The sequence below is a fragment of the Micromonospora sp. DT231 genome (assembly GCF_049847025.1).
In the GTDB taxonomy this organism is placed as follows: domain Bacteria; phylum Actinomycetota; class Actinomycetes; order Mycobacteriales; family Micromonosporaceae; genus Micromonospora.
In genome coordinates, this window is the sequence record NZ_JBNCNO010000010.1 from 215,180 (window position 1) to 239,469 (window position 24,290).

A 24,290-nucleotide genomic window follows, 5' to 3' on the forward strand; every position below is an offset into this window, starting at 1 on the left:
TCATCGGGTGAGCCCGGACAACCCCGACCGTGAGCGGCCCGTCGACGAGCCCGACCAGTCCACGCCGCCCCGAGCGTCGGGCACGACACCGCCGACCGCCGAGCCGCCGCCCGTCGGTGCGCCGCCGTCCGTAAGCGAGCCGCCATCCGCGAGTGAGTCGTCGGCAGCCGAGCCGCCGTCCGCCGAGCCGCCGTCCGTGAGTGCGCCGCCGTCCGTCGAGCCGCCGGCCGTGGGTGAGCAGCCGTCCGGTGGTGCCTTTCCGGGGGCGTACCAGAGCTCTCTGGAGCTGAGCTTCGACGAGCCGCGCCGTCCGCTGCGCGCCGTGGTGACGGTGCTGGGCACGGTGCTCGCGCTCGCCGTGCTGGGTGTGCCGTTCGGCCTGCTCTGGGCCGCGCTCGCGCCGGACACGCCGGTGGTCAAGACCGTCGAGGGGGCGATCTACGCCGACCCGCAACCGGAGCAGCCGATCGCCGCCGACGGGTGGTTCAGCCTGCTCGGGCTCGGCTTCGGGCTGCTTGTCGCGCTCGCCCTGTGGTTCGTGCTGCGGCGGCGGCGCGGCCCGGTGGGGCTGCTCGCCGCGGTGCTCGGCGCGTTGGTCGCCGCACCGGTGGCCTGGCAGGTGGGTAGGCGGGTCGGCCTGGCCACCTTCGACCGGCTGCTGGCCACCGCCCCGGCCGGGCAGGCCTTCACCAAGCCGGCCGACCTGCGGGCCGGTGGGATCGACTGGGTGCTCGGCGTGCTGCCGGTGCCGCACGGAAACCTGCTGCTGCCGGCGTTCGGCGCCGCGATCCTGTACACCCTGCTGGCCGGCTGGTCGCGGTGGCCGGGGCTGCGCCCGGAGCCGGACCCGGCGGGGTTCAGTTGGGTGTCGGCGGGGACGCCAACTCCGACAGCGGCACCGGCACCGCCCGCACCTGACGAAGCAGAGCCGCCTCGCGGTTGAGCAGCCGCAGCTCGGCACGGAGCCGGGCGGCGGTGTCGTCGATGGCCAGCAGCCGCTGGCGGTCGTCGACGGTGAGTGCCGCGGTCGCCGCCACCAGGTGGGAGAGCACCGTCGGGTCCTCCGGCAGTTGCTCGGAGATCTCCTCCGGATCGGAGCGGATCAGGCCCAGGTACTGCCGGAACACCGCGATCACCCGGGCGGCCAGCAGCTCGGCCACCTCGTCCGGCCCGGCCGGGTCGGGCAACCACTCCACGTCGGCGGTCAGGTAGGGCGCGACGGTGTCGTCGACCTCGGCGATCCGGAAGCGACGCCGGCCGACCGTGACGATGTCGAAGCCCCCATCGGCCAGCTCGGTCACCTGGCGCAGCTCGGCGGTGCAGCCCACCTCGTGCAGGGTGACGTCACCGCCGCCCGGCGTGGAGCGGGCGCCGGGACCGGCGGGCGCGACCTCCCAGCCGGACTGGATGGCCACCACGCCGAACTCACGCGGAGCACCCTCGGGCAGGTCGACCAGGTGCCGCACCAGCGCCCGGTAGCGATCCTCGAAGATGTGCAGCGGCAGCACCAACCCGGGAAAGAGCACTGTTGCGAGCGGGAACACCGGCAGCCGTGCGGTCACATGGTCGAGCCTAACCAATCTCGCCCCCGGGGGCGTGGCCCGGCTCACCGTCCCGGCGGTCGGGCGGCTCGGGTGCGCTCCGCGCCGGCCGCCTAGACTCCCAAGGGTGCTGAATCGGATCGACCTGCGCGACGGTCTCGGTGACCCGCGCCGCCTGCTGCCCCGTGCCCAGCTCGACGTCTCGGTTGCCGTCGAGCGGATCCGCCCGCTGGTGGAGGCGGTCCGCGAGCATGGCTACCCGGCGATCCGGGAGGCCAGCGAGCGCTTCGACGGCATCTCCCCGGAGGTGCTGCGGGTGCCGGTCGAGGCGATCGCCGAGGCCGAGGGGGTGCTCGACCCGGCCGTGCGCGCCGCGCTGCTGGAGTCGATCGCCCGAGCCCGCAGGGTGCACGACGACCAGCGGCGCACCGACCACACCACGCAGGTGGTGCCCGGCGGCACGGTCACCGAGCGCTGGCTGCCGGTCGACCGGGTCGGCCTCTACGTGCCCGGCGGCCTGGCGATGTACCCGTCGACAGTGGTGATGAACGTCGTGCCGGCCCAGGCGGCCGGTGTGCGGTCGCTGGTGGTGGCCAGCCCGCCGCAGAAGGACAACGGCGGTCTGCCCGACGCCCGGGTGCTCGCCGCGTGCGCGTTGCTCGGCGTCGACGAGGTGTACGCCGTGGGCGGGGCCCAGGCGGTGGCGATGCTGGCGTACGGCGCGGCGGTCGACCCGTTGGGTGAGCTGCGGTGCGACCCGGTCGACCTGATCACCGGCCCCGGCAACATCTGGGTGACCGCCGCCAAGCGGTTGCTGCGCGGCGTGGTCGGCATCGACGCCGAGGCCGGGCCGACCGAGATCGCCATCCTGGCCGACGACACGGCCGACCCGGCGCACGTCGCCGCCGACCTGATCAGTCAGGCCGAGCACGACCCGCTCGCCGCGAGCGTGCTCGTCACCCCGTCGCTGACGCTCGTCGAGTCGGTCGAGCGGGAGTTGGCCCGGCAGGTGCCGGCGACCAAGCACGCCGAGCGGGTCACCACCGCGCTGACCGGCCAGCAGAGCGGCGTGGTCCTGGTGGACGACCTGGAGGCGGGGTTGCGGGTGGTCGACGCGTACGCGGCCGAGCACCTGGAGATCCAGACGGTCGACGCCCGGGAGTGGGCGCTGCGGGTCCGCAACGCGGGGGCGATCTTCGTGGGCGCCTGGTCGCCGGTGTCGCTCGGCGACTACTGCGCCGGGTCCAACCACGTGCTGCCCACCGGCGGCTGCGCCCGGCACTCCTCCGGGTTGTCGGTCCAGTCGTTCCTGCGCGGCGTGCACCTGATCGAATACACCGAGGCCGCTCTGCGTGAGGTGGCCCCACACGTGGTCACCCTGGCCGGAGTCGAGGACCTGCCCGCGCACGGCCAGGCGGTCCAGGCCCGTTTCCCGGGAGCGTCGGCGTGAGCGAGCGCAGCGAGCGAACCGGCCTGGACGACCTGCCGATCCGCGACGACCTGCGCGGGCTCTCGCCGTACGGCGCGCCGCAGTTGGACGTGCCGGTGCGGCTCAACACCAACGAGAACTCCCACCCGGTGCCGGAGCCGGTGGTCGAGGCGATCAGCAAGGCGCTCGCGGCCGAGCTGCGGGAGTTGAACCGCTATCCGGACCGGGACGCGGTGGCGCTCCGCGCCGACCTGGCCGAATATCTCGGGCACGGGCTCACCGTCGATCAGGTGTGGGCCGCCAACGGCTCCAACGAGATCCAGCAGCAGCTCCTGCAGGCGTTCGGCGGGCCGGGGCGCAGCGCGCTCGGCTTCGTCCCGGCGTACTCGATGCACCCGCTGCTGGCCCTCGGCACCGGCACCCGGTGGGTGCCCGCGCGGCGCGGCGTCGACTTCGGTCTGACCGTCGGGGAGGCGGTCGCCCAGGTCCGCGAGCACCGACCCGACGTGGTCTTCCTCTGCTCTCCGAACAACCCCACCGGCACGGCACTGGACCCGGCGGTGATCGCGGCGGTGCTGGACGTCGCGCCCGGCATGGTGGTCGTGGACGAGGCGTACGCCGAGTTCGCCCGCCCCGGGACGGTCAGTGCCCTCGCGGTGCTGCCCGGCCACCCCCGGTTGGTGGTCACCAGGACGATGAGCAAGGCGTTCGGCTTCGCCGGCGGGCGGCTGGGTTACCTGGCCGCGGACCCGGCGGTGGTGCAGGCGGTGCAGCTCGTCCGACTGCCGTATCATCTGTCCACGCTCACCCAGGCTGCCGCCCGTGCGGCGGTGACCCACCGCGACACCCTCCTCGGTACGGTGAGCGCGATCATGGTGCAGCGGGACCGGATCGTGGCGACGCTGCGCGAGCGTGGGTTGCGGGTCGCCGACAGCGACGCCAATTTCGTGCTCTTCGAGGTGGGCGGCGACCAGACCACCGTCTGGCATGCCCTGCTGGCGCAGGGGGTGCTGGTCCGCGACGTGGGCCTGCCCGGCTGGCTGCGGGTGACCGCGGGCACCTCGGCCGAGACCGATGCCTTCCTTTCTGCAATGGAGACAGCGCAATGAGCCGGACCGCCCGGGTGGAGCGGATCACCAAGGAGACAAAGGTTCTCGTCGAGATCGACCTCGACGGTAACGGCACCGCCGAGATCAGCACCGGGGTCGGCTTCTACGACCACATGCTGAACCAGATCGCCCGGCACGGCGGCTTCGACCTGACCGTCCGCACGGTGGGCGACCTGGAGATCGACGCGCACCACACGATCGAGGACACCGCCCTGGCCCTGGGCGCCGCGTTCGACCAGGCGCTTGGCGACAAGGCGGGCATCCGGCGGTACGGCTCGGCGACGGTGCCGATGGACGAGGTGCTGGTCCGGGCCGCGGTGGACCTGTCCGGCCGGCCGTACGTGGTGCACGACGAGCCGGCGCTGGCCCCGTACATCGGGCCGGTCTACGCGACGAGCATGACCCGGCACATCTGGGAGTCCTTCGGTCAGGCGGCCCGGGTCACGTTGCACGTCGACGTGCTGCGGGCGGCCCGGCCGGGTGGCCACCCGGACGCGCACCACGTGGTGGAGGCCCAGTTCAAGGCCGTTTCCCGGGCGTTGCGCGAGGCGACCGCGATCGATCCCCGCGCGGCGGGCGCGATCCCGAGCACGAAGGGCGCGCTCTGATGGGCGCCGCGTTGCCGACGCTGCTGCTGATCCTGGCCGGGGTGCTTGTCGGCGGCGCCTGGTCGCTGTACCGCCAGGGCGCGCCGAAGGCGGCGGTGTTCGTCACCGCGGTGCTCGCGGCGCTCGCCACGGTCGCCGGGGTGCTCCGGCTGTTGCCGGGGGGCGACGCGTGAGCGCCGTGGTGGTGCTCGACTACGGCTCGGGCAACCTGCGCTCGGCGGAGCGGGCGCTGGCCGCCGCCGGCGCGGACGTCCGGGTGACCGACGACCTGGCCGCCGCTGCCGCCGCCGATGGTCTGGTGGTGCCGGGGGTGGGCGCGTACGCCGCGTGCATGGCCGGGATCGAGGCGCTCGGCGCGGGCCCGGTGATCGCCGAGCGGATCGCCGCCGGCCGGCCGGTGCTCGGCATCTGTGTGGGCATGCAGGTGCTCTTCGAGCACGGCGACGAGCACGGGGTGGTGACCAAGGGGCTGGGGTTGCTGCCCGGCGGGGTGACCCGACTGGCCGCCACCAGGCTGCCGCACATGGGCTGGAACACGGTCCGGGCGCCCGAGGAGTCGGTGCTCTTCGCGGGGCTGACCGCGCAGAGCCGGTTCTACTTCGTCCACTCGTACGCGATGGGCGACCCGGCGGCGTTGGCCGCCGCCGGCGCCGTGGTGACCACCGCGCGGCACGACACGGATTTCGTCGCCGCGGTGGAGCGGGGGCCGCTCTCGGCGGCCCAGTTCCATCCGGAGAAGTCCGCCGACACCGGTGCCGCGCTGCTGCGCAACTGGCTCGCCACGCTGCCCACCGGTGGCTGAGCGTCGTTGCCCGACGCCCGATTCGAGGGCGTCGCGGTGAGCCGGGAACGGGCTCGCCGGCGGGCGGAGCGGGAGGCGGAGCAGGCCCGGGAGCGGGCGGCTCGGCAGCGTCGGGTGGCGCGCCGGCAGCGTCGTCGCGCGGTGGTCCGCCGGTTGACCCCACGGTTGCGACGCGGCCGTTCCGGGCGGCTGGCCCGGCACAGCCGGGGTGAGCGAGCCGCCATCGTGCTGCTCACCGGCGCGGCGCTGATTCTGATCTGGTCGTTCGTCGACAACCTGGCGTTGCGGATCGCGCTGATCGTGTTGTTGCTGCTCGTACTGCCGGCGATCGTCGTGATCGCCCTGGACCGCCGTACCTGATCGAGGAGAAGACGTTGAGCCTCACTCTGTTACCCGCCGTGGATGTCGCCGACGGCCGGGCCGTCCGGCTCGTGCAGGGCGCCGTCGGAAGCGAGAGCCACTATGGCGAGCCGCTGGACGCGGCACTGGCCTGGCAGCAGGACGGCGCCGAGTGGATCCACCTGGTCGACCTGGACGCGGCGTTCGGTCGGGGCACGAACGCGCACCTTCTCGCCGAGGTGGTGCGCCAACTGGACGTCAAGGTGGAGCTCTCCGGCGGCATCCGTGACGACGAGTCGCTGCGCGCGGCGTTGGGCACCGGGGCGGCCCGGGTGAACATCGGCACCGCGGCCCTGGAGGACCCGGTGTGGTGTGACCGGGTGGTGGGGGAGTACGGCGACCGGGTGGCCATCGGGTTGGACGTACGCGGCCACACCCTCTCCGCGCGGGGTTGGACGCGCGACGGCGGCGACCTCTACGAGGTGCTGGAGCGGCTGGACAAGGCGGGCGCGAGCCGGTACGTGGTCACCGACATCACCAAGGACGGCACGATGCGCGGTCCGAACCTGGACCTGTTGCGCGAGGTGTGCGCCCGCACCGACCGGCCGGTGATCGCCTCCGGCGGGGTGTCCACGCTCGACGACCTGCGGGCGTTGGCGACCCTGGAGCCGATCGGGGTGGAGGGCGTGATCGCCGGTAAGGCGCTCTACGCGGGTGCCTTCACGGTGGCCGAGGCGCTGCGGACCCTGGCCGAGGTGTGACTGTCACCCGGCTCTCCTCGGGTGGCCCGTGGGAGCGGATCTACGGCTACTCGCGGGTGGTCCGGGCCGGCGATCGGGCCTTCACGTCCGGCTGCACCGCGACGGTGGATGGCCGGGTGGTGCACGTCGGTGATGCCGCCGCGCAGACCGCTCAGGCGCTGCGGATCGGGTTGGACGCGCTGGCCGAGGTGGGTGCGGAGCCGGGTGACGTGGTCCGGACCAGGATGTACGTGACCGACCGGCGGCACGCCGACGAGGTGGGCCGGGCGCACAACGTGGTCTTCGGCGCGGTCCGGCCGGCGGCGACGCTGGTGGTGGTGGCCGGGCTGCTGGACCCGGAGCATCTGGTCGAGGTGGAGTTGGAGGCGTACCTCGGCGATCGCTGAGGTCGCCGGGTGAGCGCGACGCTGGCCGCCTCCCGGCCCGATAAGTTGTGCACAACTTAATTGTGGGCTACGGTTATGCGGTGACCGATGACCTGGTGCTGCGCCGGCAGGTGTGCTTCGCGCTCTACGCCGCGTCGCGCGCCCTGACCGACGTCTACCGGCCGATCCTCGACGAGGTCGGGCTGACCTACCCGCAGTACCTGGTGCTGCTGGTGCTCTGGGAGCGCCCCGACGACGCCCCCACGGTGTCCGAGTTGGGCGCCGAGCTGCGACTGGACTCCGGCACGCTCTCCCCGCTGCTCAAGCGGCTGGAGGGGGCGGGTCTGGTGGCCCGGCGGCGGTCGGCCCGCGACGAGCGGCGGGTCGAGGTCGGCCTCACCGAGCAGGGCCGGGCGCTGCGCGAGCGGGTCTGCGACGTCCCGCTGCGTATCGCGCAGGCCACCGGGCTGGGCCTCGGCGAGCTGGTCGCGCTGCGCGACACCCTCACCCGGGTCACCGAGACCATCCACCGACAGAAGGAGCAGTGACTCTCATGCAGGTTCTCTACACCGCGTCCGCGACCGCCAGCGGCGACGGCCGCGACGGCCGCGTCGAGACCTCCGACGGCACCCTGGCGCTCGACCTGGCCGTGCCGAAGGAGATGGGCGGCGCCGGTGGGGCCGCCAACCCCGAGCAGCTCTTCGCCGCCGGCTACGCGGCCTGCTTCCACAGCGCGCTGCGGCTCGTGGGCCGCCGGGCCAAGGCCGACGTGAGCGACTCCGTCGTCGCCGCGGAGGTGGGCATCGGCCCGAACGGCAGCGGCGGTTTCGGGCTCACCGTGCGGCTCGTCGTCGACCTGCCCGCCGTCTCCCGCGAGACCGCCGAGCAGATCGTCGAGCAGGCCCACCAGGTCTGCCCGTACTCCAACGCCACCCGCGGCAACATCGACGTCGCGCTGACCGTCCGCGAGACCCTGGCCGCGTGACCGCGCGGCTCCAGGCCCCCACCCGCGGACGAGAGGACGACACCACGTGACCGGCAATCGTGAGATCCACCTGGCCAGCCGCCCCGAGGGCTGGCCCACCGAGGACACCTTCCGGATCGTCGACACCGACATTCCGAAGCCCGGACCGGGCGAGATCGTGGTCCGCAACCAGTACCTGTCCGTCGACCCGTACATGCGGGGGCGGATGAACGACGTCAAGTCGTACGTCGCGCCGTTCGCGCTCGACGCGCCGCTCGACGGTGCCGCGATCGGCGAGGTGGTGGCCAGCGAGGCGCCGGGCACCGCCGTCGGCACCACAGTCCTGCACGGGCTCGGCTGGCGGGAGTACGCGCTGCTCGACGCCAGCGCCGCCCGGCCGGTCGACACGAGCGTCGCGCCGGTCAGCGCGTACCTGAGCGTGCTCGGCATGACCGGGCTGACCGCGTACGCCGGGCTGTTGGGGGTCGCCGCCATGAAGCCTGGCGAGACGGTCTTCGTCTCCGCCGCGGCCGGCGCGGTCGGCAGCCTGGTCGGCCAGATCGCCAAGCTCAAGGGCGCCGGCCGGGTCATCGGCAGCGCCGGCTCGCCGGCCAAGGTCGAGCGGCTGCGGGCGCTGGGCTTCGACGCGGCCTTCGACTACCACGACGGGGTCCGCGAGTCGCTGCGTAGCGCGGCCCCGGACGGCGTCGACGTCTACTTCGACAACGTCGGGGGCGACCACCTGGAGGCGGCGATCTCGGCCATGAACCTGCACGGCCGGGCCGCCATCTGCGGCATGATCGCCCAGTACAACGACACCGAGCCGCCCGCCGCGCCGCGCAACCTGGCACTCGTCATCGGCAAGCGGCTCACCCTGCGCGGCTTCCTGGTCAACGATCACAACGACATGCGGGCGGCTTTCGTCCGCGACGTCGCCGGCTGGCTGCGCGACGGCACGCTGTCCTACGACGAGACGATCGTCGACGGCATCGAGAACGCCCCGGCGGCGTTCCTCGGCCTGCTGCGCGGCGAGAACCTCGGCAAGATGCTCGTCAAGGTGTGAGTCCCGACCCGACGCGCGGCGGTGACCGGCCGCACCGGCCGGTCGTCGCCGCGCGTGCGGGCGATAGGCTCGCGGCATGACGGTGGCGGTACGGGTGATCCCCTGTCTCGACGTGGACGCCGGGCGGGTGGTCAAGGGTGTCAACTTCCTCGACCTGCGCGATGCCGGCGACCCGGTGGAGTTGGCCGCCGCGTACGACCGGGCCGGCGCCGACGAGCTGACCTTCCTCGACGTCACCGCGTCCTCCAGCGACCGGGGCACCATGCTCGACGTGGTGCGCCGCACCGCCGAGTCGGTGTTCATCCCACTGACCGTCGGTGGCGGTGTCCGCCAGGTCGCCGATGTCGACACGCTGCTGCGCGCCGGCGCGGACAAGGTCGGCGTGAACACCGCCGCCATCGCCCGGCCGGAGCTGATCGCCGAGATAGCCGACCGGTTCGGCCGGCAGGTGCTTGTGCTCTCCCTCGACGTGCGTCGGTCGCCCGGCGGCGGCACGCCCAGCGGCTTCGAGGTCACCACGCACGGCGGCCGGCGGGGCACCGGCATCGACGCGGTGCGGTGGGCGCAGCGGGGCGCCGAGCTGGGCGCGGGGGAGATCCTGCTCAACTCGATGGACGCCGACGGCACCAAGGCCGGCTTCGACCTGGAGCTGATCGCCGCGGTGCGGGCGGTGGTGGACGTGCCGGTGGTGGCCAGCGGGGGCGCCGGCGAGGTGGCCCACTTCCCGCCCGCGATCGGCGCGGGCGCGGACGCGGTGCTCGCCGCGAGCGTCTTCCACTTCGGCGAGCTGACCGTGGCCGAGGTCAAGGACGCGCTGCGACACAGCGGCCACCCGGTGCGCTGAGCGGGTCAGTGCCCGCCGGAGTGCCCCTCCGGTGACCGGCGGGGCGTGGGGATCGAGCGGACCGCGTATTCCTGGACGGCCGCCGCGTGGTCGGCCTCGTCCAGGCTCCAGTCGGCCCGGCCGGGTGCGTGTCGGCGGGTCAGCACGCCCTGCACGGTGTCCACCATGGTCGCCACGCCCGCCCGGGGGCGGGTGCGCCAGAGCTGCTCACCCTCGGTGGTGATCCGGAACCAGCCGTCGGCGACGCTCACCAGCCCGGCCCCGACCAGCCGCTGGACCGCGGCCTCCACCTCGTGCCGCTGTGGAATCGCGTGGTTGAGGTGGTCGGCGGTGGAGAGCACGTCGGTCAGGCGGACGCCCTCCGGCCGTCGACTCGTCGCCGACCGGCGGTGCCGGCCCGCTCCGCTCGCGATCACCAGCGACACGAAGATCCAGGCGTCCGTCCATCGCCAACCGTTCTCCCCCATGCAGAGATGATGACGGCGCGCGTCGCGGAAGGGAACACCCACCCTCCCATCCGGTCTGCCGCACCACCACGACGTACCGGCTCACGGACGGTGGGTGAGGATTCAGCCGGCGGGGGCGACCGGGGCGGGGCTGCCCGGCGAGGGCGCGGCGTCGTCCGGCGCGGCGTCGGGCACCGCGAACAGCGGAATGAAGAGCTGGGCCAACGGACCGATGGCCAGCGCGTACGCGACGGTGCCCACGCCGACCTTGCCGCCGAGGAGCCAGCCGAGCGCCAGCACGGTGACCTCGATGACGGTGCGCACCAGCCGGACCGACCGGCCCGGCCGGCGGGCCACGAAGCCGGTCATCAGCCCGTCTCGTGGCCCCGGCCCCAGTCGGGCGCCGAGATAGAGGCCGGTGGCGGCACCGTTGGCGACGATCCCGGTGCTCAGCAGCGCGATCCGGACGCCGAGCGGGCCACCGGTCGGCAGGAGGGCCAGTGTGGCGTCCACGACGAGGCCGATCACCACGACGTTGCTGACCGTGCCGAGGCCCGGCCGCTGTCGCAACGGAATCCACAGCAGCAGCACGAGCGCGCCGACGGCGATGGTGACGGTGCCGAAGGAGAGCCCGGTCCGCTTGGACAGCCCCTGGTGGAACACGTCCCAGGGGTCGAGGCCCAGGGTGGAGCGGATCATCAGGGCCATGCTGACGCCGTAGAGGACGAGCCCCAGATAGAGCTGCGTCAGTCGCCGGACCGGCCGCTGCCGCAGATTGCCAATCAGTGCCATGCATGCCACTCTAGGTGCCAATCCTCGCCGAGGAAGATGCCAATATCCGAGGAGTGGTCATGACTGGGCAGGTACGCGGCGTCCAATTGGCCCGTCTGCTCGGCCAGTGGCACGCCCTGCCGGGCCGTCGGCGCAGCCCCGACTACGCCGCTCTGGCCGGGGCGGTGCGCGGGCTGCTCGCCGACGGCCGGCTGCCGCTGGGCGTCCGACTCCCGGCCGAACGGGAGCTGGCCGAGGCGCTGCGGATCAGCCGGACCACTGTCACCGCCGCGTACCGGCAGTTGCGGGAGACCGGGCACCTGGCCAGCCGCCGGGGCGCCGGGAGCTGGACGATGCTGCCCGGCAACCACCGGGTGGCCAGCACCGGCCTGTGGACCCCGCTCGACGACCGGGACATGCTCGACCTCGGCGTCGCGGCGCTGGCCGCCCCGCCGCAACTCCTGACGGCCGCCCGGGCGGCCACCGAGGACCTACCCCGCTATCTGGGCGGGGCCGGCTACCACCCGACCGGCATCATCGAGCTGCGCGAGGCGGTGGCCGGCGCGTACACCGCTCGGGGTCTGCCGACCTCGGCCGACCAGATCATGGTCACCAGCGGCACCCAGCACGCCCTGGACCTGGTGTTGCGACTCGCGCTCGCCCCCGGCGGCAACGTCCTGGTCGAGTCCCCGACCTATCCCAACGCGCTCGCCGCGCTGGCCGGCAGACGGGCCCGGATCACCACCCACGGCCTGGCCGCCGACGGCGGCGGCTGGGAGCCTGACCTGCTGCTGGGCAGCCTCCGCCAGACCCGGCCCAAGCTGGCCTACCTGATCCCGGAGTTCCAGAACCCGACGGGGCACCTGATGCCCGCCGCGCTGCGGGAACGTGTGGTGGCCGCCGCCCACGCCGTCGGCACCGACCTGGTCGTCGACGAGTCCTTCGTGGACCTCGCGCTGGACGGCACCGAGGTGCCGCCCCCGGTCGCCGTCCACGACCGGCACAGTCGGGTGATCAGCATCGGCGGGATGAGCAAGTCCTACTGGGGTGGCCTGCGGATCGGCTGGGTGCGCGCCTCCGCGCCGCAGGTGCAGCGGCTGGCCGCCGTCCGGGTCGGGGTGGACATGGCCAGCCCGGTGCTGGACCAACTGGTCGCGGTGCACCTGCTCGCCGACGCCGACGCCATCGTCGCCGACCGCCGCGTCCAGTTGGCCGGCCAGCGCGACGCCCTGCTCGGCGCGCTGGCGCACCGGCTGCCGGACTGGCGGGTCACCGTGCCGCGGGGTGGCGTGACGCTCTGGGCCGAGTTGGACGGCCCGGTCTCCAGCGCGCTGGCCCGGGCCGCCGAGGAGGTCGGCGTACGACTGGCGCCCGGCCCCCGCTTCGGCCTGGACGGCACCATGGAGCGTTTCCTGCGACTGCCGTTCACCCTGCCCGCCGCGGACCTGGTGGAGGCCGTCGGACGGATCGCGGCGGTCCGCTACGACCTGGACCGGACCGGGCCGCAGCGGTGGCGGGAGCCGGCCGTCATCGCCTGAGCCCCATCGACGGGAAGCCGGTGGCCCCACCCGGGCGTGGGTGCGGGGCCACCGGCGACGCGTCACAGCTCGGCGAGGGTGCCGGCGTACATCTTGTCGATCTCGCCCGCGAAGTTGCTCTCCACACCGCGCCGCTTGATCTTCAACGACGGGGTGATCTCGCCGTCCTCGATGGTGAGGTCGCGGGGCAGGATGGCCACCTTCTTGATCTGCTCCCAGCGGTTGAGCTTGGCGTTGAGTTGGGCGACGTACTCCTCGACCATCGTCTGGGCCTCCGCCGAGGTGACGATCTCGGTGTAGCCACGCCCCTCCAGCGGCCCGCCGGCGACCCAGCCCCGGATCGCGTCCGGGTCCAGCGTGATCAGCATCGTGCAGAAGTTGCGCGCCTGGCCGACGACGACCGCCTGCGAGGTGTACGGGCAGATGGCCTTGAACAGCCCCTCGATGTGCGACGGCGCGACGTACTTGCCGCCGGAGGTCTTGACCAGGTCCTTCTTGCGGTCGGTGATCTGGAGATAGCCCTGCTCGTCGAGGGTGCCGATGTCACCGGTACGGAAGAACCCGTCCTCGGTGAACGCGGCGGCGGTCTCCTCCGGCAGGTTGTGGTAGCCGCGCATCACCGGCCGACCGCGCAGCAGGATCTCGCCGTCGCTGTCGATCCGGCACTCCAGGTCGCCCATCGCTCGGCCCACCGTGCCGATCTGGAGCCCGCCCGGCGGGTTGACGAAGTTGCCGGCGCTGGTCTCGGTCAGGCCGTAGCCCTCCGAGATCGGCAGGTTCGCCGCGGCGAAGAAGCTGGCGATCTCCGGACTGAGCGGAGCGGCGCCGGAGACCAGCACCCGCATCCGGCCGCCCAGGCGGGCCTGGAGCTTGCTGAACACCAGCTTCTCGGCGAGCGCGTACTGCAGCTTCAGCCCGCCCGGCACCGGCATGCCGGCCTGCTCCAGGGCCACCTTCTGCTTGCCGACCCGGACGCCCCAGGCGAAGATCTTCGCCTTCGCGCCGCCCGCGCTCTGCGCGGTGGTCACCGCCCGGTTGTAGACCTTCTCGAACACGCGGGGGGCGCCGCACATCAGCGTCGGACGGATCACCGACAGCAGGTCGACGAGCTTGTCCACCCGCCCGTCGACGTAGGTGGGCAGCCCCACGTGGGTGGCGCCGCAGAGCAGCGTCTTGCCGAACGAGTGGGACAGCGGCAGCCACAGGTACTGCAGATCGTCGTCGAGCAGCAGCCCGGCCTCGGCCTGTGCCACGGCCTCCCAGCACCAACCGCCGTGCAGCAGCTCGACGCCCTTGGGCCGGCCGGTGGTGCCCGAGGTGTAGATCAGGGTGGCCAGGTGGTCGGGGCCGATGCCGGCCACGAGCATGTCGATCAGTTCCGGTTCGGCGGCCAGCGCACGGGCGCCCCGCTCCTCCAGCTCGGCGAGCGTCAGTTGGGGGATCGTGGCGGTCGGGTCGACGGCGCCGTCGAGGAGCACCACGTGGGTCAGCGCGGGCAGGTCGGCGCCGCCGGCCTTCGCCGCCTGGGTCGGGTTCTCCGCGAACAGCACCTTCGACCCGGAGTCGGCGAGGATGTACGTCGCGTCCGCCGGCTCGGTGGTCGGGTAGATGGTGGTGGTCGCTCCACCGGCACACATGATGCCGAGATCGATGATCACCCAGTCCAGTCGGGTGTTGGCGAGGATCGCGACCGGGTCCTCCTGGCCGATGCCCAGACCGTGCAGGCCGGCGGCGACCGCCTTGGCGCGCTGGCCGACCTGCTCCCAGGTCAACCAGACCGGCCCCGAGTCGTCGGCGTTCGGGGACGCGAACGCGTGCCGGTCGGGGGTGGCCGCCACGCGCTTGAGGAACATGTCCGGGATGGAACGGTACGGTACATCGAGAGCCATCGCTGTAGCCGCCTTCGGGGGTGGTGGCGTGACGGTCGTCACGTCATGATGGTTACCGAAGAGTATTGCCTGGCGCGGTGCGTCGGCTAGCCCCGGTGATCGTCCGGCCCTCCGACCCCGTCGACCGGTACGGGCGAATCAGGCGTACCGGGCGGCCACGACTGACCAGTCGTAGGTGGCACGGACCCAGTTCCGCCGTGCGGCCAGCGCGTGGCGCAGGCCCTCGTCCTCGTCTGCCAGCAGCGTCTTCTCGACATCGAGGTACGCGTCCAGCCCCCGGTTGAACCGGTCCGCCGCGGCCCGCAGCGCGCTCGCCTCGTCCGCGCCGCTGTCCCGGGCGAGCACCGTCACCAGGTTGTGCGCGTCCGGGTCCACCTGGCTCTCCTTGCCGTAGGAGAAGAGATCGTTGCACCAGCAGACCAGGTCCACCGCCAGCACGTCGAGGGCGACAAGCGCCGGATGGGCGCGCTGGGTCGGCCCGAGCTGCTGGGGCGCCGCCAGGTCGGTGAGCGTGAGACACGGCCGTACGCCACCGATGTGTCGCCGCAGTTGCACGTACTCCGCGACCTCGGGCACCCGCCGACGCTCCCGGTTGGCCGCCTCCCAGAGCAACGCCAACAGGTACTCCCGCATCTGGCTGACGAACCGCAACAGCAGGGCCGGGTGGTCGTGCAGCCGGGTGCGGCGGCACAGGTCGTGCAGCGCGTCGCCGAGCGGCCCGACGGCGGGCGGTACGACGTCCGGGTCCCCGCAGCGGTCCAGCACGTCGATCAGGGTGCTGATCGCCGGCCCCAGCCGGGCCGGGTCGGCGCCGAGGCCGTCCTCGTCACAGGCGTCGTCCATCACGAAGAGCCAGCTGATCAGGTCGGTGAGCAGGCGTAACCCGTCCACCGATCCGTCCGGGCAGGCGCGGCCGGCCAGGCCGGCGGCGTCGGCCCGGTGCAGCCGCTGCACACGCTGGCTGGAATCGACCAACCCGAACGCGCGCGCCCACTCGACGCTCTCGCCCGCCACCTGCTCCGTGGCCCCATGGCGCCCCGCACGAAAAGGAGGCTCCCGCAGCGCCGAAATCGCAAATTTCCGCACAGTGCGCCCCCACTTCGTACCGCTCGGCGCGGAGCGGCGCGGCGCGGTGAAGCGTACGGGAGGAGGCATCAGCGTGTTTCGCTGGGTGTGGGCAACGCCACACTTGACTTGTGACCGTTTAAGCTCAGGGAGTCACATGCCCAGGTTGGCGGCCCGCAGGCGACGTGCGGCGGCTGTCGTGCCGTCCAGTTGGACCCGCGCCACCCGCTGCCGACCGGAGAGGAACAGGGTCAGCTCGGCGGGGGCGCCGACCAACCGCAGCGGCTCCCCGCCCCGACCGACGGAGATCTCGCCGTGACCGGGCGCCTGCACGTAGAGGTCCGCCGGAAAGCGGCGCAGGACCAGCCGGGCCAGCGGGGCGGCACGCTTCCACAAAGTGCGCTGCAGGCCGGCGGGCAGGTCGCGCGGTTGCCACCCGGAGCCGGCCCGCCGCACGTCCTCGTGGTGGATGAAGAACTCCATCGTGTTGGCCAGCTCGTCGGTCAGGGGATTGCTGACCGGGCTCCACAGCGGCGGACGTCGTACCTGCGCCACCAGCTCCGGGTAGGGCCGCGCGGCGAGGCGGCGACGCACCCGTTCGGCGTAGCCGCGCAGCGGCGGCAGCAGGATCCCGCCGGCCGCGTCCGGGCGGCGTTCCCGCAGCACCAGGTGCGCGGCGAGGTCACGGGTCACCCACCCCTCGTTGATCGTCGGGGCGTCCGGCCCGAGGGCCAGCAGGAGATCGGCCAGCGCCTCGCGCTCGGCTCGGGCGTACCGCGGCATCTGCCGATCGTAGGCCCGGTCGCTCGTCGGCGCGCGACACCGGCCGCCGACTCGTCGCCCGCCGCCCGCCGCCCGTCGCCCGCCGCCCGTCGTCATCCGGGTACGTGACGGTCGACATATCCCGACCGGGTCGGCAGTGCTGGCCCCGACCGGTAAGGATGAGGGAGATAATTGCGGCTTACGGCGGGGGAAAGCGTGGCGAGCAAGACAAGTCGGGACGTGCTCAGCCGAGGGCTGGGGGTCCTGCGGCAGGCGATCCGCGAGCAGCCCCGGATCTTCTCGGTCGCGGTCGTCGGCAGCGTGCTCTTCGGCGGCATGATCATCGTCAGCGCTCGGGTCGTCGGGACCGTCATCGGCGAGGTGGCGCTGCCGGCCATCTCGCGCGGCGAGGTGGGCGCCGGGACCCTGGCGTTGGCCGCGGCCGCGCTGTTCGGGATCAGCGTGCTGCGGGTGGCGGGCATCTTCGGGCGTCGGCTCGGCGCCGGCTACATGCAGTACCGCCTCCAGGCCTCCTACCGGCGCCGGGTCACCCGCCGTTACCTGGAGCTGCCGCTGTCCTGGCACCACCGCAACTCGACCGGCACCCTGCTGTCCAACGCCAACTCCGACGTGGAGGCGGCCTGGTACCCGATCGCGCCGCTGCCGTTCGCCGTCGGCACGCTCGTGATGCTCGTCGGCGCGATCGTGTCGCTCTTCGCCACCGACTGGGCGCTGGCCCTGGTGGGCCTCGCGGTCTTTCCCGCGCTGTTCGCGCTCAACGTCGTCTACTCCCGCCGGATGGCGCCCCGACAGGCTCGGGCGCAGCGCCTGCGCGCCGAGGTCAGCGGCATCGCCCACGAGAGCTTCGACGGCGCCCTGGTGGTCAAGACCATGGGCCGCGAAGCCCAGGAGACCGCCCGGTTCGCGGGTCGCGCCGGTGAGCTGCGCGACTCGCTGATCGCGGTCGGTCGGCTGCGCGGCGTCTTCGACCCACTGTTGGAGACCCTGCCCAGCCTCGGCACCCTCGCCGTGCTCGTGGTCGGGGCGTTCCGGCTGCGCCAGGGCGCGATAAGCGTGACCGAGTTGGTCAGCGTGGCCTTCCTCTTCACCGTGCTGGCCTTCCCGGTCCGGGCCATCGGGTGGGTGCTGGCCGAGCTGCCGCGCAGCGTCGCCGGCTGGGACCGCGTCCGCCGGGTGCTCGACGCGACCGGCGAGATGCCGTACGGGCAGCGCGTGCTCGACCAGGACGGCGCCGGGGCGGCCACCCTCACCTTCCGCGACGTGCACTTCTCCTACCCGCCGGCCGAGGCGCACCAGACCGGCGCGCAGGTCCTCGGCGAGGTCGGCTTCACGGTGCCGGCCGGTCGGACGGTGGCCCTGGTCGGGCCCACCGGCGCCGGCAAGTCCACAATCGCCTCGCTGGCGGTGCGCCTCGTCGACCCGGACTCCGGCGCCGTCACCCTGGACGGGGTGGACGTGCGCGAGCTGACCGCCGCCTCGCTGGCCGGCACCGTGGCGCTGGTCGCCCAGGTGCCGTTCGTCTTCGACGACACGGTCCGCGCCAACATCGCCCTCGACCGGCCGGGCATCGACGACGAGGCGGTCTGGGCGGCGCTGCGGCTGGCCGAGGCGGACGGGTTCGTCGCCGCGCTGCCCGACGGTCTGGACACCATGGTCGGCGAGCGGGGCACCTCGCTCTCCGGCGGGCAGCGGCAGCGGCTCACCCTGGCCCGCGCGCTCGCCGGCCGGCCGCGCCTGCTGGTGCTCGACGACGCGACAAGCGCTGTCGACCCGCGGGTGGAGGCGGCCATCCTGGCCGGGCTGCGGTCGTCGGCGGCCGAGCCCGGGGTGCCTGTCGCGTCGATCCTGGTGGTGGCGTACCGCCGGGCCACCATCGCGCTCGCCGACGAGGTCATCTACGTGGAGCAGGGACGGGTGCTCGCCCGCGGCACGCACAGCGAGTTGCTGGCCACCGTGCCCGGGTACGTCGACCTGGTCACCGCCTACGAGCAGGCGGAGGTCGAGCGCGCGCAGGAGAGCGCCTACGGCGACGAGGTCACACCGCTGCCCTCGGGCCTGGAGATCGAGGTGGACCGGTGAGCGGGAGGAACGCGGCGAAGCGGAGCCCCGCGGTCGCGAACGAGAGGCGGGATCCGGTGACGACGACCGTGGACGGTGCCAAGCGGGAGGAGACGACCTGGCAGACCCTGCGCCGGGGTCTGGCGCTCTCACCGGAGTTGCGGACCGGCCTGGCCGGCACCCTGGCCCTGGCGTTGGTCTACATGATCGGCCGGGTGGCGGTGCCGGTCGCCGTGCAGCAGGGCATCGACCGGGGCCTCGTCGGCGGTCTGAACCTCGACGTGGTCTGGTCGGTGGTGGCGGTCACCGCGGCGATCCTGACGGTCACGACGGTCTGCGGCTATCTGATGATGCGCCGGCTGTTCACGGTCAGTGAGACGGCGTTGGCGAACGTCCGGACGCGGGCGTTCCGGCACGTGCACGACCTGTCGATGTTGCACCAGCAGTCGGAGCGGCGCGGCTCGCTTGTCTCGCGGGTCACCAGCGACGTCGACCAGATCACCCAGTTCCTCCAGTGGGGCGGGGTGATCCTGCTCGTCAACCTCGGTCAGCTGGTGGTCACCACAGCCGTCATGCTCGCGTACTCCTGGCAGTTGACGCTCGTGGTGCTGGCCGCCTTCCTGCCCGCGGTGTTCGTGATCCGGCGGTTGCAACGCCGGCTGGGCTCGGCGTACGCGACGGTGCGTCAGCGCACCGGCACGCTGCTCGGCACGATCGGCGAGAGCGTGGTGGGCGCGCCGGTGATCCGGGCGTACGGGATCGCGGGCCGCACCGAGCGGCGGTTGGACGAGGCCATCGACGGGCAGCGGCTGGCGCAGCAGCGGGCGATCCGGATCAGCATCGTGGGCAGCTCGGTGGGCGAGCTGGCCGCTGGGCTCGCGCTGGCGGGTGTGGTGGTGCTCGGGGTGACGCTGGGGGTGGACGGCACGCTGTCGATCGGCCAGTTGACCGCGTTCCTGTTCCTGGTGACGCTCTTCATCCAGCCGGTGCAGATCGCCACCGAGGTGCTCAACGAGGCGCAGAACGCGATCGCCGGCTGGCGTCGGGTGCTGGACGTGCTGGACGTCGCCCCCGACGTGGCCGACCCGGGGGAGCAGGGGCGCAAGCTGCCGGCCGGGCCGCTGGACATCCGGTTCGCCGGTGTGCGGTTCGCCTATCCGGGTGGCCCGCCGGTGCTGCACGACATCGACCTGGAGATTCCGGCGAAGAGCCGGGTGGCGGTGGTCGGCGAGACCGGCAGTGGCAAGACCACGTTCGCCAAGTTGCTGACCCGTCTGATGGACCCGTCGGCCGGGGCGGTGCTGCTGTCCGGGGTGCCGCTGGCGGAGGTGCGGTTCGATTCGCTGCGCTCCCGGGTGGTGATGGTGCCGCAGGACGGGTTCCTCTTCGACGCGACGGTGGGGGACAACGTCCGGTTCGCCCGGCCGGAGCTGACCGACGAGGAGCTGAGCGTGGCCTTCACCGAGCTGGGCCTGTCGGACTGGCTGGAGGGTCTGCCGGCGGGTCTGGACACGCCGGTCGGCGAGCGCGGCGAGGCGCTCAGCGTCGGTGAGCGGCAGTTGGTCGCACTGGCCCGCGCGTACGTGGCCGACCCGGACCTGTTGGTGCTGGACGAGGCGACGAGCGCCGTGGACCCGGCGACCGAGGTGCGTCTGCAACGCACCCTGGACGCGGTCACCAGGGGGCGGACCACCCTCGCGATCGCGCACCGGCTCTCCACGGCGCAGGCCGCCGACGAGGTGATCGTGGTGGACCGGGGTCGGGTGGTGCAGCGCGGCCCGCACGACGAGTTGGTCCGTGACGCCGACTCGGTCTATGGCCTGCTCTACGCGTCCTGGCTGGAGCAGACCCGATGACGCGCTCCGGCTGCGCCGGCTTGGTGGACGCCGACGGCGAGGTGCTCTAGGCTCCGGGTTAGGCAAGCCTAACCTTCGAAGGAGGTCGCGCCATGCGGCCCAACCCCGCCGAGATCGTCCGTACCCTCGTCGCCGGCCGCCTGCCCGGTCTTGTGCATCTCGCGCACCGGCCGGGCCCGCACCACGCCCGGCACGTGACCGACCCGGACGGGCGGGTGCTGCTGTTGGTGCCGGTGGCCAGCCACCTGGCCGCCGCGCTGCGACCGGCCGCCGGGGTCAGCGACGTCGCGGTGGTGCTCGACGTGCTCGACCTGCCACCCGCCGCCGGCGCGCCGGGTCTGGGTCGGGCCTGGGTCTCCGGCTGGGCCGGCGAGCTGCACGGCGACGAGGCCCGCCAGGCGGCGCTCGACTTCGCCGCGGTGGAGCCGACCGGCGACCTGCTCGACCTGGGCACCCGGTTCCGGCTGTTCCGCTTCGAGGTGGTCGAGGTCCGTTGGGAGCGCGCCGGCCTCGTGCGCCGGATCGACCCGGGGGAGTACGCGGAGGCGGAGCCGGACCCGGTGCACCCGGTCGAGGCACGTCTGCTCGCCGACCTCGCCGAGTGCCACGGCGCCCAGGTGACCGCGTACCTGCGCCAGCAGCTCGGCCTGACCGAGCAGACCGTCGACGGGCCGCCCCGGGTGGTGCGCATCGACCGCTACGGGCTGGTGGTCGCCCTCGGCCACCCCGGCGCCCGACGGCGGATCCGGTTGGCGTTCCCCGGCCCGGTGGCCGACCCGGCCGACCTGCCGCGACTGCTGCCGCCGCTACACCTCCCCGCCAACACCCGCCCGCCGCGCTGACCCACCCCGACCCACCCCGTCCCCACCCCTGCCGTGCGCCGATCTTGCACTTTCGGTCGCCGGAATGCGTTAGTTATCCCTTTTTGTCGGGACAGTAAGTGCAAGATCGCGAGGGCGTCCGGGGTCAGGTCGGCAGGGGGCCCGTCAGGTAGCGCTGGATCGTCGGGCCGACCGCGGCGACAAGGGTCTCCGGGTCGGCCGAGGCGACCGGCTCCAGGCGCACCACGTGCCGCATCATGGCCAGGCCGATCATCTGGGTGGCCACCAGGGAACCGCGCAGCGGCAGCTGGGCCGGATCGACGTCGAGTTGTTCGAGCACCCGCCGCAGCACCTGGGTGGCGATGAACTCCCGCAGCAGTCGGGCGGTCCACTCGTTGCTCACCGCGGAGCGCAGCAGCGCCTGGGCGGCGGCCCCGGCCGGGGAGTCCCAGATGCCGAGGAAGGTGCGCACCAGGCGCTCACCGGCGCCGTCCGGGTCGCCGGCGAGCACCTTCGGCACCAGCTGACCGGGGTCGAACGGGAAGTTCATCGCGGCGAGGAAGAGCTGGTCCTTGCTGCCGAAGTAGTGGTGCACGAGCGCCGGGTCGACGCCTGCCGTGCTGGCGATGGCGCGGATCGAGGCGGCGTCGTAGCCCCGCTCGGCGAACGCCGTGCGCGCCGAGTCGAGGATCGCCTCCCGGGTGTCCGGGTTGCCGGGTCGCCGGCCGGTCCGCCGCGTCATCGCCGCCCTTCGTTCGTCCACCTGGGCAGCCGTGGGCCGGCCGGCCCACGGCTGCCGCGGTCTCACCCGCTGCGTCGGCGCAGGGTGGCCGCCGCGAGCACCAGCGCCAGCACCACCGCGCCGAGCACCACCGCCACGTCCCGCCACATTGTGCCGGTCGGCTCGGCGTGGGCGCCGACCTCCTGCAACGCCTCGATGGCGTACGACAGGGGGAAGGCGTCACCGAGCGCCTGGAGCCAACCGGCCATCTCGTCGCGGGCCACGAACAGCCCGCAGAGCAGCAGTTGGGGGACCACCACGACCGGCAGGAACTGTACTGCCTGGAACTCGGTGCGCGCGAAGGCGCTGCACAGCAGCCCGAGGGCGACGCCCAGCACGGCGTCGACGACCGCGATCCCGATCACCAGCCAGCTGCTGCCGGCGGTGTCCAGATCGAAGATCCAGTACGCCACGGCGGCGGCGACGGCCGCCTGCGCGGCGGCGGCCAGCCCGAACGCGATGCCGTAACCGAAGAGCAGGTCGAGCTTGCCCAGCGGTGTGGTGAGCAGACGCTCCAGGGTGCCGGAGGTGCGTTCGCGGAGCATCGCGATGCTCGTCACCAGGAACATGATCACGAACGGGAAGATGCCCAGCAGCACCAGCGCGACCCGGTCGAACGTCGTCGGCTGCCCGGGCGGGGTCGGTTGGTCGGCGTACATGAAGTAGACGAGGGTGAGCAGGACGGCCGGCACCACCACGAGCAGGGCGATGGTGCGGCGATCGTGCCGGAGCTGACGCAGGATGCGGCCGGTGGTGGCCGCCAGGATCCGGGGGTTCATGACTGCTCCTGTCCGGCTTGCGGGGCGGTGGTGGTCGGAGCCGCCTCGCCGGCCCGGATCAGGCGCAGGAACGCCTCGTCGAGGTCGTCCACGCCGGCGGCGGCGCGGATGGCGGCCGGGCTGTCGTCGGCGATCAACCGCCCCTGGCGGATCAGCAGCAACCGGTCGCAGCGGGCCGCCTCGTCCATCACGTGGCTGGACACCAGCAGGGTGGTGCCCGCGGCGGCCATCGCGTGGAACCGGGCCCACAGGTCGGCCCGGAGCACCGGATCCTGACCGACTGTCGGCTCGTCGAGGATCACCAGCTCCGGCTCCCCGACCAGGGCGCAGGCCAGCGACGCCCGGCTGCGCTGGCCGCCGGAGAGGGTGGCGACCAGTTGGCCGGCGGCCTCGGCCAGCCCGACATCGCCGATCGCCCGGTCGGCCTCGACCCGCCCACGCCCGTAGAGGGCCGCGAAGTAGCGGGCGTTCTCCCGAACGGTCAGGTCGGCGTAGACGCTCGGCGCCTGGGTCAGGTAGCCCACCTGGTGCCGCAGCGCCGGGGCGCCGGCCGGTTGACCGAGCACGGTGACCGTCCCGCCGCTGACCACCTGCACCCCGACCACGGCGCGCATGAACGTGGTCTTGCCACTGCCGCTGGGGCCGAGCAGCCCGGTGACGGCGCCGCGCGGGACCCGGCAGCTGATGCGGTCCAACACCCGCCGCCCACCCCGGTCGACGACCAGGTCACGGACGGCTATCGCGTCGTCCATCACATACCTCCCAAGAAACTCATCATCCGTTGAACTCAACGGTAGATGAAATGCTGCCCCCGGTGCAACGGCCAGGACCGACGATCGGTCGGCTACCGTGCGCCCGGCGTTAGAACGGGCAGTAGGCTTCGGACCGGACACCGAGTCCGCCAACGGGCATTGCGTACTGATGGGGCGTACGGCACGATGGCGCCGTGGGTCACGCTCCGTTACCGAATAGCGGTTTTCTCGAAGACTGGGCCGCGCGGTTGCGGCAGACCGGCGAGCGGCCGGTCGTCGGCATCCTGCTGCGCGGCAGCCACGCCCGCCGAGCCGCCACCGCACACAGCGACGTCGACCTCGACGTGCTTGTCGGTGGCGCGCCGTACGCCGCGCGGCAGGCGTACCTGGCCGAATCCGCAGGCCGGGTCACCCACGTCTCGGTCGCCGCGCGCGACGTCCGCTCCTGGGTGCATCGACTCGGCGAACCGGCCGACTGGGCGTTCGGGCTCCCGGTCACCGCCCCGGCGCGGCTGCTCTGGGCCGACCCGCACTGGCGGCCCCGCATCGACCTGCCGGTGCTCTGCCAGCCCGCCGAACCACCCCGCCTCGAGGAGCTGATCGCCACGCTCGGTAAGGCCGCGGCCGCCCGGTCCGCCCACGACCGACTCGGAATCCGGCTCGCCGTCGCCGACCTGGCCCGGCTCTGCCCATCGGTGCTGCGCCCGGCCAACCCGTCGGTGCGGGTCCACTCCCGCCGGGCGGCCTTCGCGGCGGCCCTGGACCTGCCGGTCGCCCCACCGGGCTACCGGGCGGACATGCTGCTCTGCCTCGGCCTGCGACCGGGCGCCACCGCCCAGCTGTTCTCCGCCGCCGTACGACTCGTCGCCGGCACCCTGCCGCTGATCCGGCCGTACGCCGAGGAGATCGCCGAGGTGGCCGGCGCG

26 protein-coding genes and 1 pseudogene are annotated in these 24,290 nt (G+C 73.2%); 18 read left to right on the forward strand and 9 right to left on the reverse strand.

Annotated features, from left to right (window positions below; all coding sequences use genetic code 11):
* Nucleotides 1–196: 196 nt before the first annotated feature.
* A complete protein-coding gene (locus ACPXBU_RS24600; RefSeq protein ID WP_425759865.1) occupies nucleotides 197–943 on the forward strand; it encodes a DUF2567 domain-containing protein in 747 nt (248 codons plus the stop codon).
* On the opposite strand, the gene ACPXBU_RS24605 is transcribed toward ACPXBU_RS24600, so the two are convergent.
* Entirely contained in the window at nucleotides 858–1,562 is a 705-nt protein-coding gene (locus ACPXBU_RS24605; RefSeq protein ID WP_425759828.1) for an LON peptidase substrate-binding domain-containing protein, read from the reverse strand. The two genes, ACPXBU_RS24600 and ACPXBU_RS24605, sit on opposite strands and share 86 nt — an antisense overlap.
* Nucleotides 1,563–1,668: 106 nt before the next feature.
* Here ACPXBU_RS24605 and hisD point away from each other — a divergent pair, with 106 nt between their 5' ends.
* From hisD to hisF, 12 genes are all read left to right on the forward strand, one after another.
* Entirely contained in the window at nucleotides 1,669–2,991 is a 1,323-nt protein-coding gene (hisD, locus tag ACPXBU_RS24610) for a histidinol dehydrogenase (RefSeq protein ID WP_425759829.1), read from the forward strand.
* Nucleotides 2,988–4,079, forward strand: coding sequence for a histidinol-phosphate transaminase (locus tag ACPXBU_RS24615; protein ID WP_425759830.1), 1,092 nt, complete (start codon nucleotides 2,988–2,990; stop codon nucleotides 4,077–4,079). The genes hisD and ACPXBU_RS24615 overlap by 4 nt, the downstream gene beginning before the upstream one ends.
* Entirely contained in the window at nucleotides 4,076–4,687 is a 612-nt protein-coding gene (hisB, locus tag ACPXBU_RS24620) for an imidazoleglycerol-phosphate dehydratase HisB (RefSeq protein WP_425759831.1), read from the forward strand. Before ACPXBU_RS24615 ends, hisB begins: the two co-directional genes overlap by 4 nt.
* On the forward strand, nucleotides 4,687–4,860 hold the full coding sequence (locus tag ACPXBU_RS24625; RefSeq protein WP_393363331.1) for a hypothetical protein: 174 nt from the start codon (nucleotides 4,687–4,689) through the stop codon (nucleotides 4,858–4,860). The genes hisB and ACPXBU_RS24625 overlap by 1 nt, the downstream gene beginning before the upstream one ends.
* Nucleotides 4,857–5,489 (forward strand): imidazole glycerol phosphate synthase subunit HisH, encoded by a 633-nt coding sequence (gene hisH / locus ACPXBU_RS24630; protein WP_425759832.1) that lies wholly within the window; start codon nucleotides 4,857–4,859, stop codon nucleotides 5,487–5,489. The genes ACPXBU_RS24625 and hisH overlap by 4 nt, the downstream gene beginning before the upstream one ends.
* A gap of 36 nt (nucleotides 5,490–5,525) precedes the next feature.
* The gene (locus tag ACPXBU_RS24635; RefSeq protein WP_393364505.1) at nucleotides 5,526–5,849 is read left to right on the forward strand and encodes a hypothetical protein; all 324 of its coding nucleotides are present in this window, start codon (nucleotides 5,526–5,528) and stop codon (nucleotides 5,847–5,849) included.
* 14 nt (nucleotides 5,850–5,863) lie between these two features.
* A complete protein-coding gene (gene priA, locus ACPXBU_RS24640) occupies nucleotides 5,864–6,589 on the forward strand; it encodes a bifunctional 1-(5-phosphoribosyl)-5-((5-phosphoribosylamino)methylideneamino)imidazole-4-carboxamide isomerase/phosphoribosylanthranilate isomerase PriA (RefSeq protein WP_393363325.1) in 726 nt (241 codons plus the stop codon).
* Nucleotides 6,586–6,975 (forward strand): RidA family protein, encoded by a 390-nt coding sequence (locus ACPXBU_RS24645; RefSeq protein WP_393363322.1) that lies wholly within the window; start codon nucleotides 6,586–6,588, stop codon nucleotides 6,973–6,975. The genes priA and ACPXBU_RS24645 overlap by 4 nt, the downstream gene beginning before the upstream one ends.
* 80 nt (nucleotides 6,976–7,055) lie before the next feature.
* Entirely contained in the window at nucleotides 7,056–7,502 is a 447-nt protein-coding gene (locus tag ACPXBU_RS24650) for a MarR family winged helix-turn-helix transcriptional regulator (protein ID WP_393363319.1), read from the forward strand.
* A gap of 5 nt (nucleotides 7,503–7,507) precedes the next feature.
* Nucleotides 7,508–7,939, forward strand: a complete 432-nt coding sequence (locus tag ACPXBU_RS24655; protein WP_393363316.1) for an organic hydroperoxide resistance protein — start codon at nucleotides 7,508–7,510, stop codon at nucleotides 7,937–7,939.
* Between the two features lie 46 nt (nucleotides 7,940–7,985).
* Nucleotides 7,986–8,981 carry an NADP-dependent oxidoreductase gene (locus ACPXBU_RS24660; RefSeq protein ID WP_425759833.1) on the forward strand — a complete coding sequence of 332 codons (996 nt, stop codon included), beginning with the start codon at nucleotides 7,986–7,988 and terminating at the stop codon, nucleotides 8,979–8,981.
* 76 nt (nucleotides 8,982–9,057) lie between these two features.
* The gene (gene hisF / locus ACPXBU_RS24665) at nucleotides 9,058–9,825 is read left to right on the forward strand and encodes an imidazole glycerol phosphate synthase subunit HisF (RefSeq protein WP_425759834.1); all 768 of its coding nucleotides are present in this window, start codon (nucleotides 9,058–9,060) and stop codon (nucleotides 9,823–9,825) included.
* A 5-nt stretch (nucleotides 9,826–9,830) separates the two neighbouring features.
* Here the strand turns inward: hisF and ACPXBU_RS24670 are convergent, their stop codons facing one another.
* Together ACPXBU_RS24670 and ACPXBU_RS24675 are read right to left on the reverse strand one after the other, a co-directional pair.
* On the reverse strand, nucleotides 9,831–10,292 hold the full coding sequence (locus ACPXBU_RS24670; protein WP_393363307.1) for a hypothetical protein: 462 nt from the start codon (nucleotides 10,290–10,292) through the stop codon (nucleotides 9,831–9,833).
* A gap of 102 nt (nucleotides 10,293–10,394) precedes the next feature.
* Nucleotides 10,395–11,063, reverse strand: coding sequence for a YczE/YyaS/YitT family protein (locus tag ACPXBU_RS24675; protein WP_425759835.1), 669 nt, complete (start codon nucleotides 11,061–11,063; stop codon nucleotides 10,395–10,397).
* 59 nt (nucleotides 11,064–11,122) lie between these two features.
* Between ACPXBU_RS24675 and ACPXBU_RS24680 the strand changes: the two genes are divergently transcribed.
* Complete coding sequence (locus ACPXBU_RS24680) at nucleotides 11,123–12,580, forward strand: PLP-dependent aminotransferase family protein (RefSeq protein WP_425759837.1); 1,458 nt, start codon at nucleotides 11,123–11,125, stop codon at nucleotides 12,578–12,580.
* Between the two features lie 62 nt (nucleotides 12,581–12,642).
* Here the strand turns inward: ACPXBU_RS24680 and ACPXBU_RS24685 are convergent, their stop codons facing one another.
* The 3 genes from ACPXBU_RS24685 to ACPXBU_RS24695 form a co-directional block, all read right to left on the reverse strand.
* Nucleotides 12,643–14,469, reverse strand: coding sequence for an AMP-dependent synthetase/ligase (locus ACPXBU_RS24685; RefSeq protein WP_425759838.1), 1,827 nt, complete (start codon nucleotides 14,467–14,469; stop codon nucleotides 12,643–12,645).
* 138 nt (nucleotides 14,470–14,607) lie between these two features.
* A complete protein-coding gene (locus ACPXBU_RS24690) occupies nucleotides 14,608–15,483 on the reverse strand; it encodes a terpene synthase family protein (RefSeq protein ID WP_425759839.1) in 876 nt (291 codons plus the stop codon).
* Nucleotides 15,484–15,687: 204 nt separating this feature from the next.
* Entirely contained in the window at nucleotides 15,688–16,317 is a 630-nt protein-coding gene (locus tag ACPXBU_RS24695) for a TIGR03085 family metal-binding protein (RefSeq protein WP_393363293.1), read from the reverse strand.
* Between the two features lie 195 nt (nucleotides 16,318–16,512).
* Here ACPXBU_RS24695 and ACPXBU_RS24700 point away from each other — a divergent pair, with 195 nt between their 5' ends.
* The 3 genes from ACPXBU_RS24700 to ACPXBU_RS24710 all read left to right on the forward strand — a co-directional run bounded on the left by ACPXBU_RS24700 (nucleotide 16,513) and on the right by ACPXBU_RS24710 (nucleotide 21,073).
* Nucleotides 16,513–18,396 (forward strand): ABC transporter ATP-binding protein, encoded by a 1,884-nt coding sequence (locus ACPXBU_RS24700; RefSeq protein WP_425759840.1) that lies wholly within the window; start codon nucleotides 16,513–16,515, stop codon nucleotides 18,394–18,396.
* Between the two features lie 56 nt (nucleotides 18,397–18,452).
* Entirely contained in the window at nucleotides 18,453–20,231 is a 1,779-nt protein-coding gene (locus ACPXBU_RS24705) for an ABC transporter ATP-binding protein (RefSeq protein WP_425759841.1), read from the forward strand.
* 92 nt (nucleotides 20,232–20,323) lie between these two features.
* The gene (locus tag ACPXBU_RS24710; RefSeq protein ID WP_393363284.1) at nucleotides 20,324–21,073 is read left to right on the forward strand and encodes a DUF2470 domain-containing protein; all 750 of its coding nucleotides are present in this window, start codon (nucleotides 20,324–20,326) and stop codon (nucleotides 21,071–21,073) included.
* A 124-nt stretch (nucleotides 21,074–21,197) separates the two neighbouring features.
* Here the strand turns inward: ACPXBU_RS24710 and ACPXBU_RS24715 are convergent, their stop codons facing one another.
* The 3 genes from ACPXBU_RS24715 to ACPXBU_RS24725 all read right to left on the reverse strand — a co-directional run bounded on the left by ACPXBU_RS24715 (nucleotide 21,198) and on the right by ACPXBU_RS24725 (nucleotide 23,364).
* Nucleotides 21,198–21,794, reverse strand: a complete 597-nt coding sequence (locus ACPXBU_RS24715; RefSeq protein ID WP_393363281.1) for a TetR family transcriptional regulator — start codon at nucleotides 21,792–21,794, stop codon at nucleotides 21,198–21,200.
* Nucleotides 21,795–21,856: 62 nt separating this feature from the next.
* On the reverse strand, nucleotides 21,857–22,612 hold the full coding sequence (locus tag ACPXBU_RS24720; protein WP_393363278.1) for an ABC transporter permease: 756 nt from the start codon (nucleotides 22,610–22,612) through the stop codon (nucleotides 21,857–21,859).
* On the reverse strand, nucleotides 22,609–23,364 hold the full coding sequence (locus tag ACPXBU_RS24725) for an ABC transporter ATP-binding protein (RefSeq protein WP_425759842.1): 756 nt from the start codon (nucleotides 23,362–23,364) through the stop codon (nucleotides 22,609–22,611). The genes ACPXBU_RS24720 and ACPXBU_RS24725 overlap by 4 nt, the downstream gene beginning before the upstream one ends.
* 557 nt (nucleotides 23,365–23,921) lie before the next feature.
* Between ACPXBU_RS24725 and ACPXBU_RS24730 the strand changes: the two are divergent.
* A pseudogene (locus ACPXBU_RS24730) lies at nucleotides 23,922–24,245 on the forward strand (phosphoribosyl-AMP cyclohydrolase); the annotation flags it as partial.
* Nucleotides 24,246–24,290 lie beyond the last annotated feature (45 nt).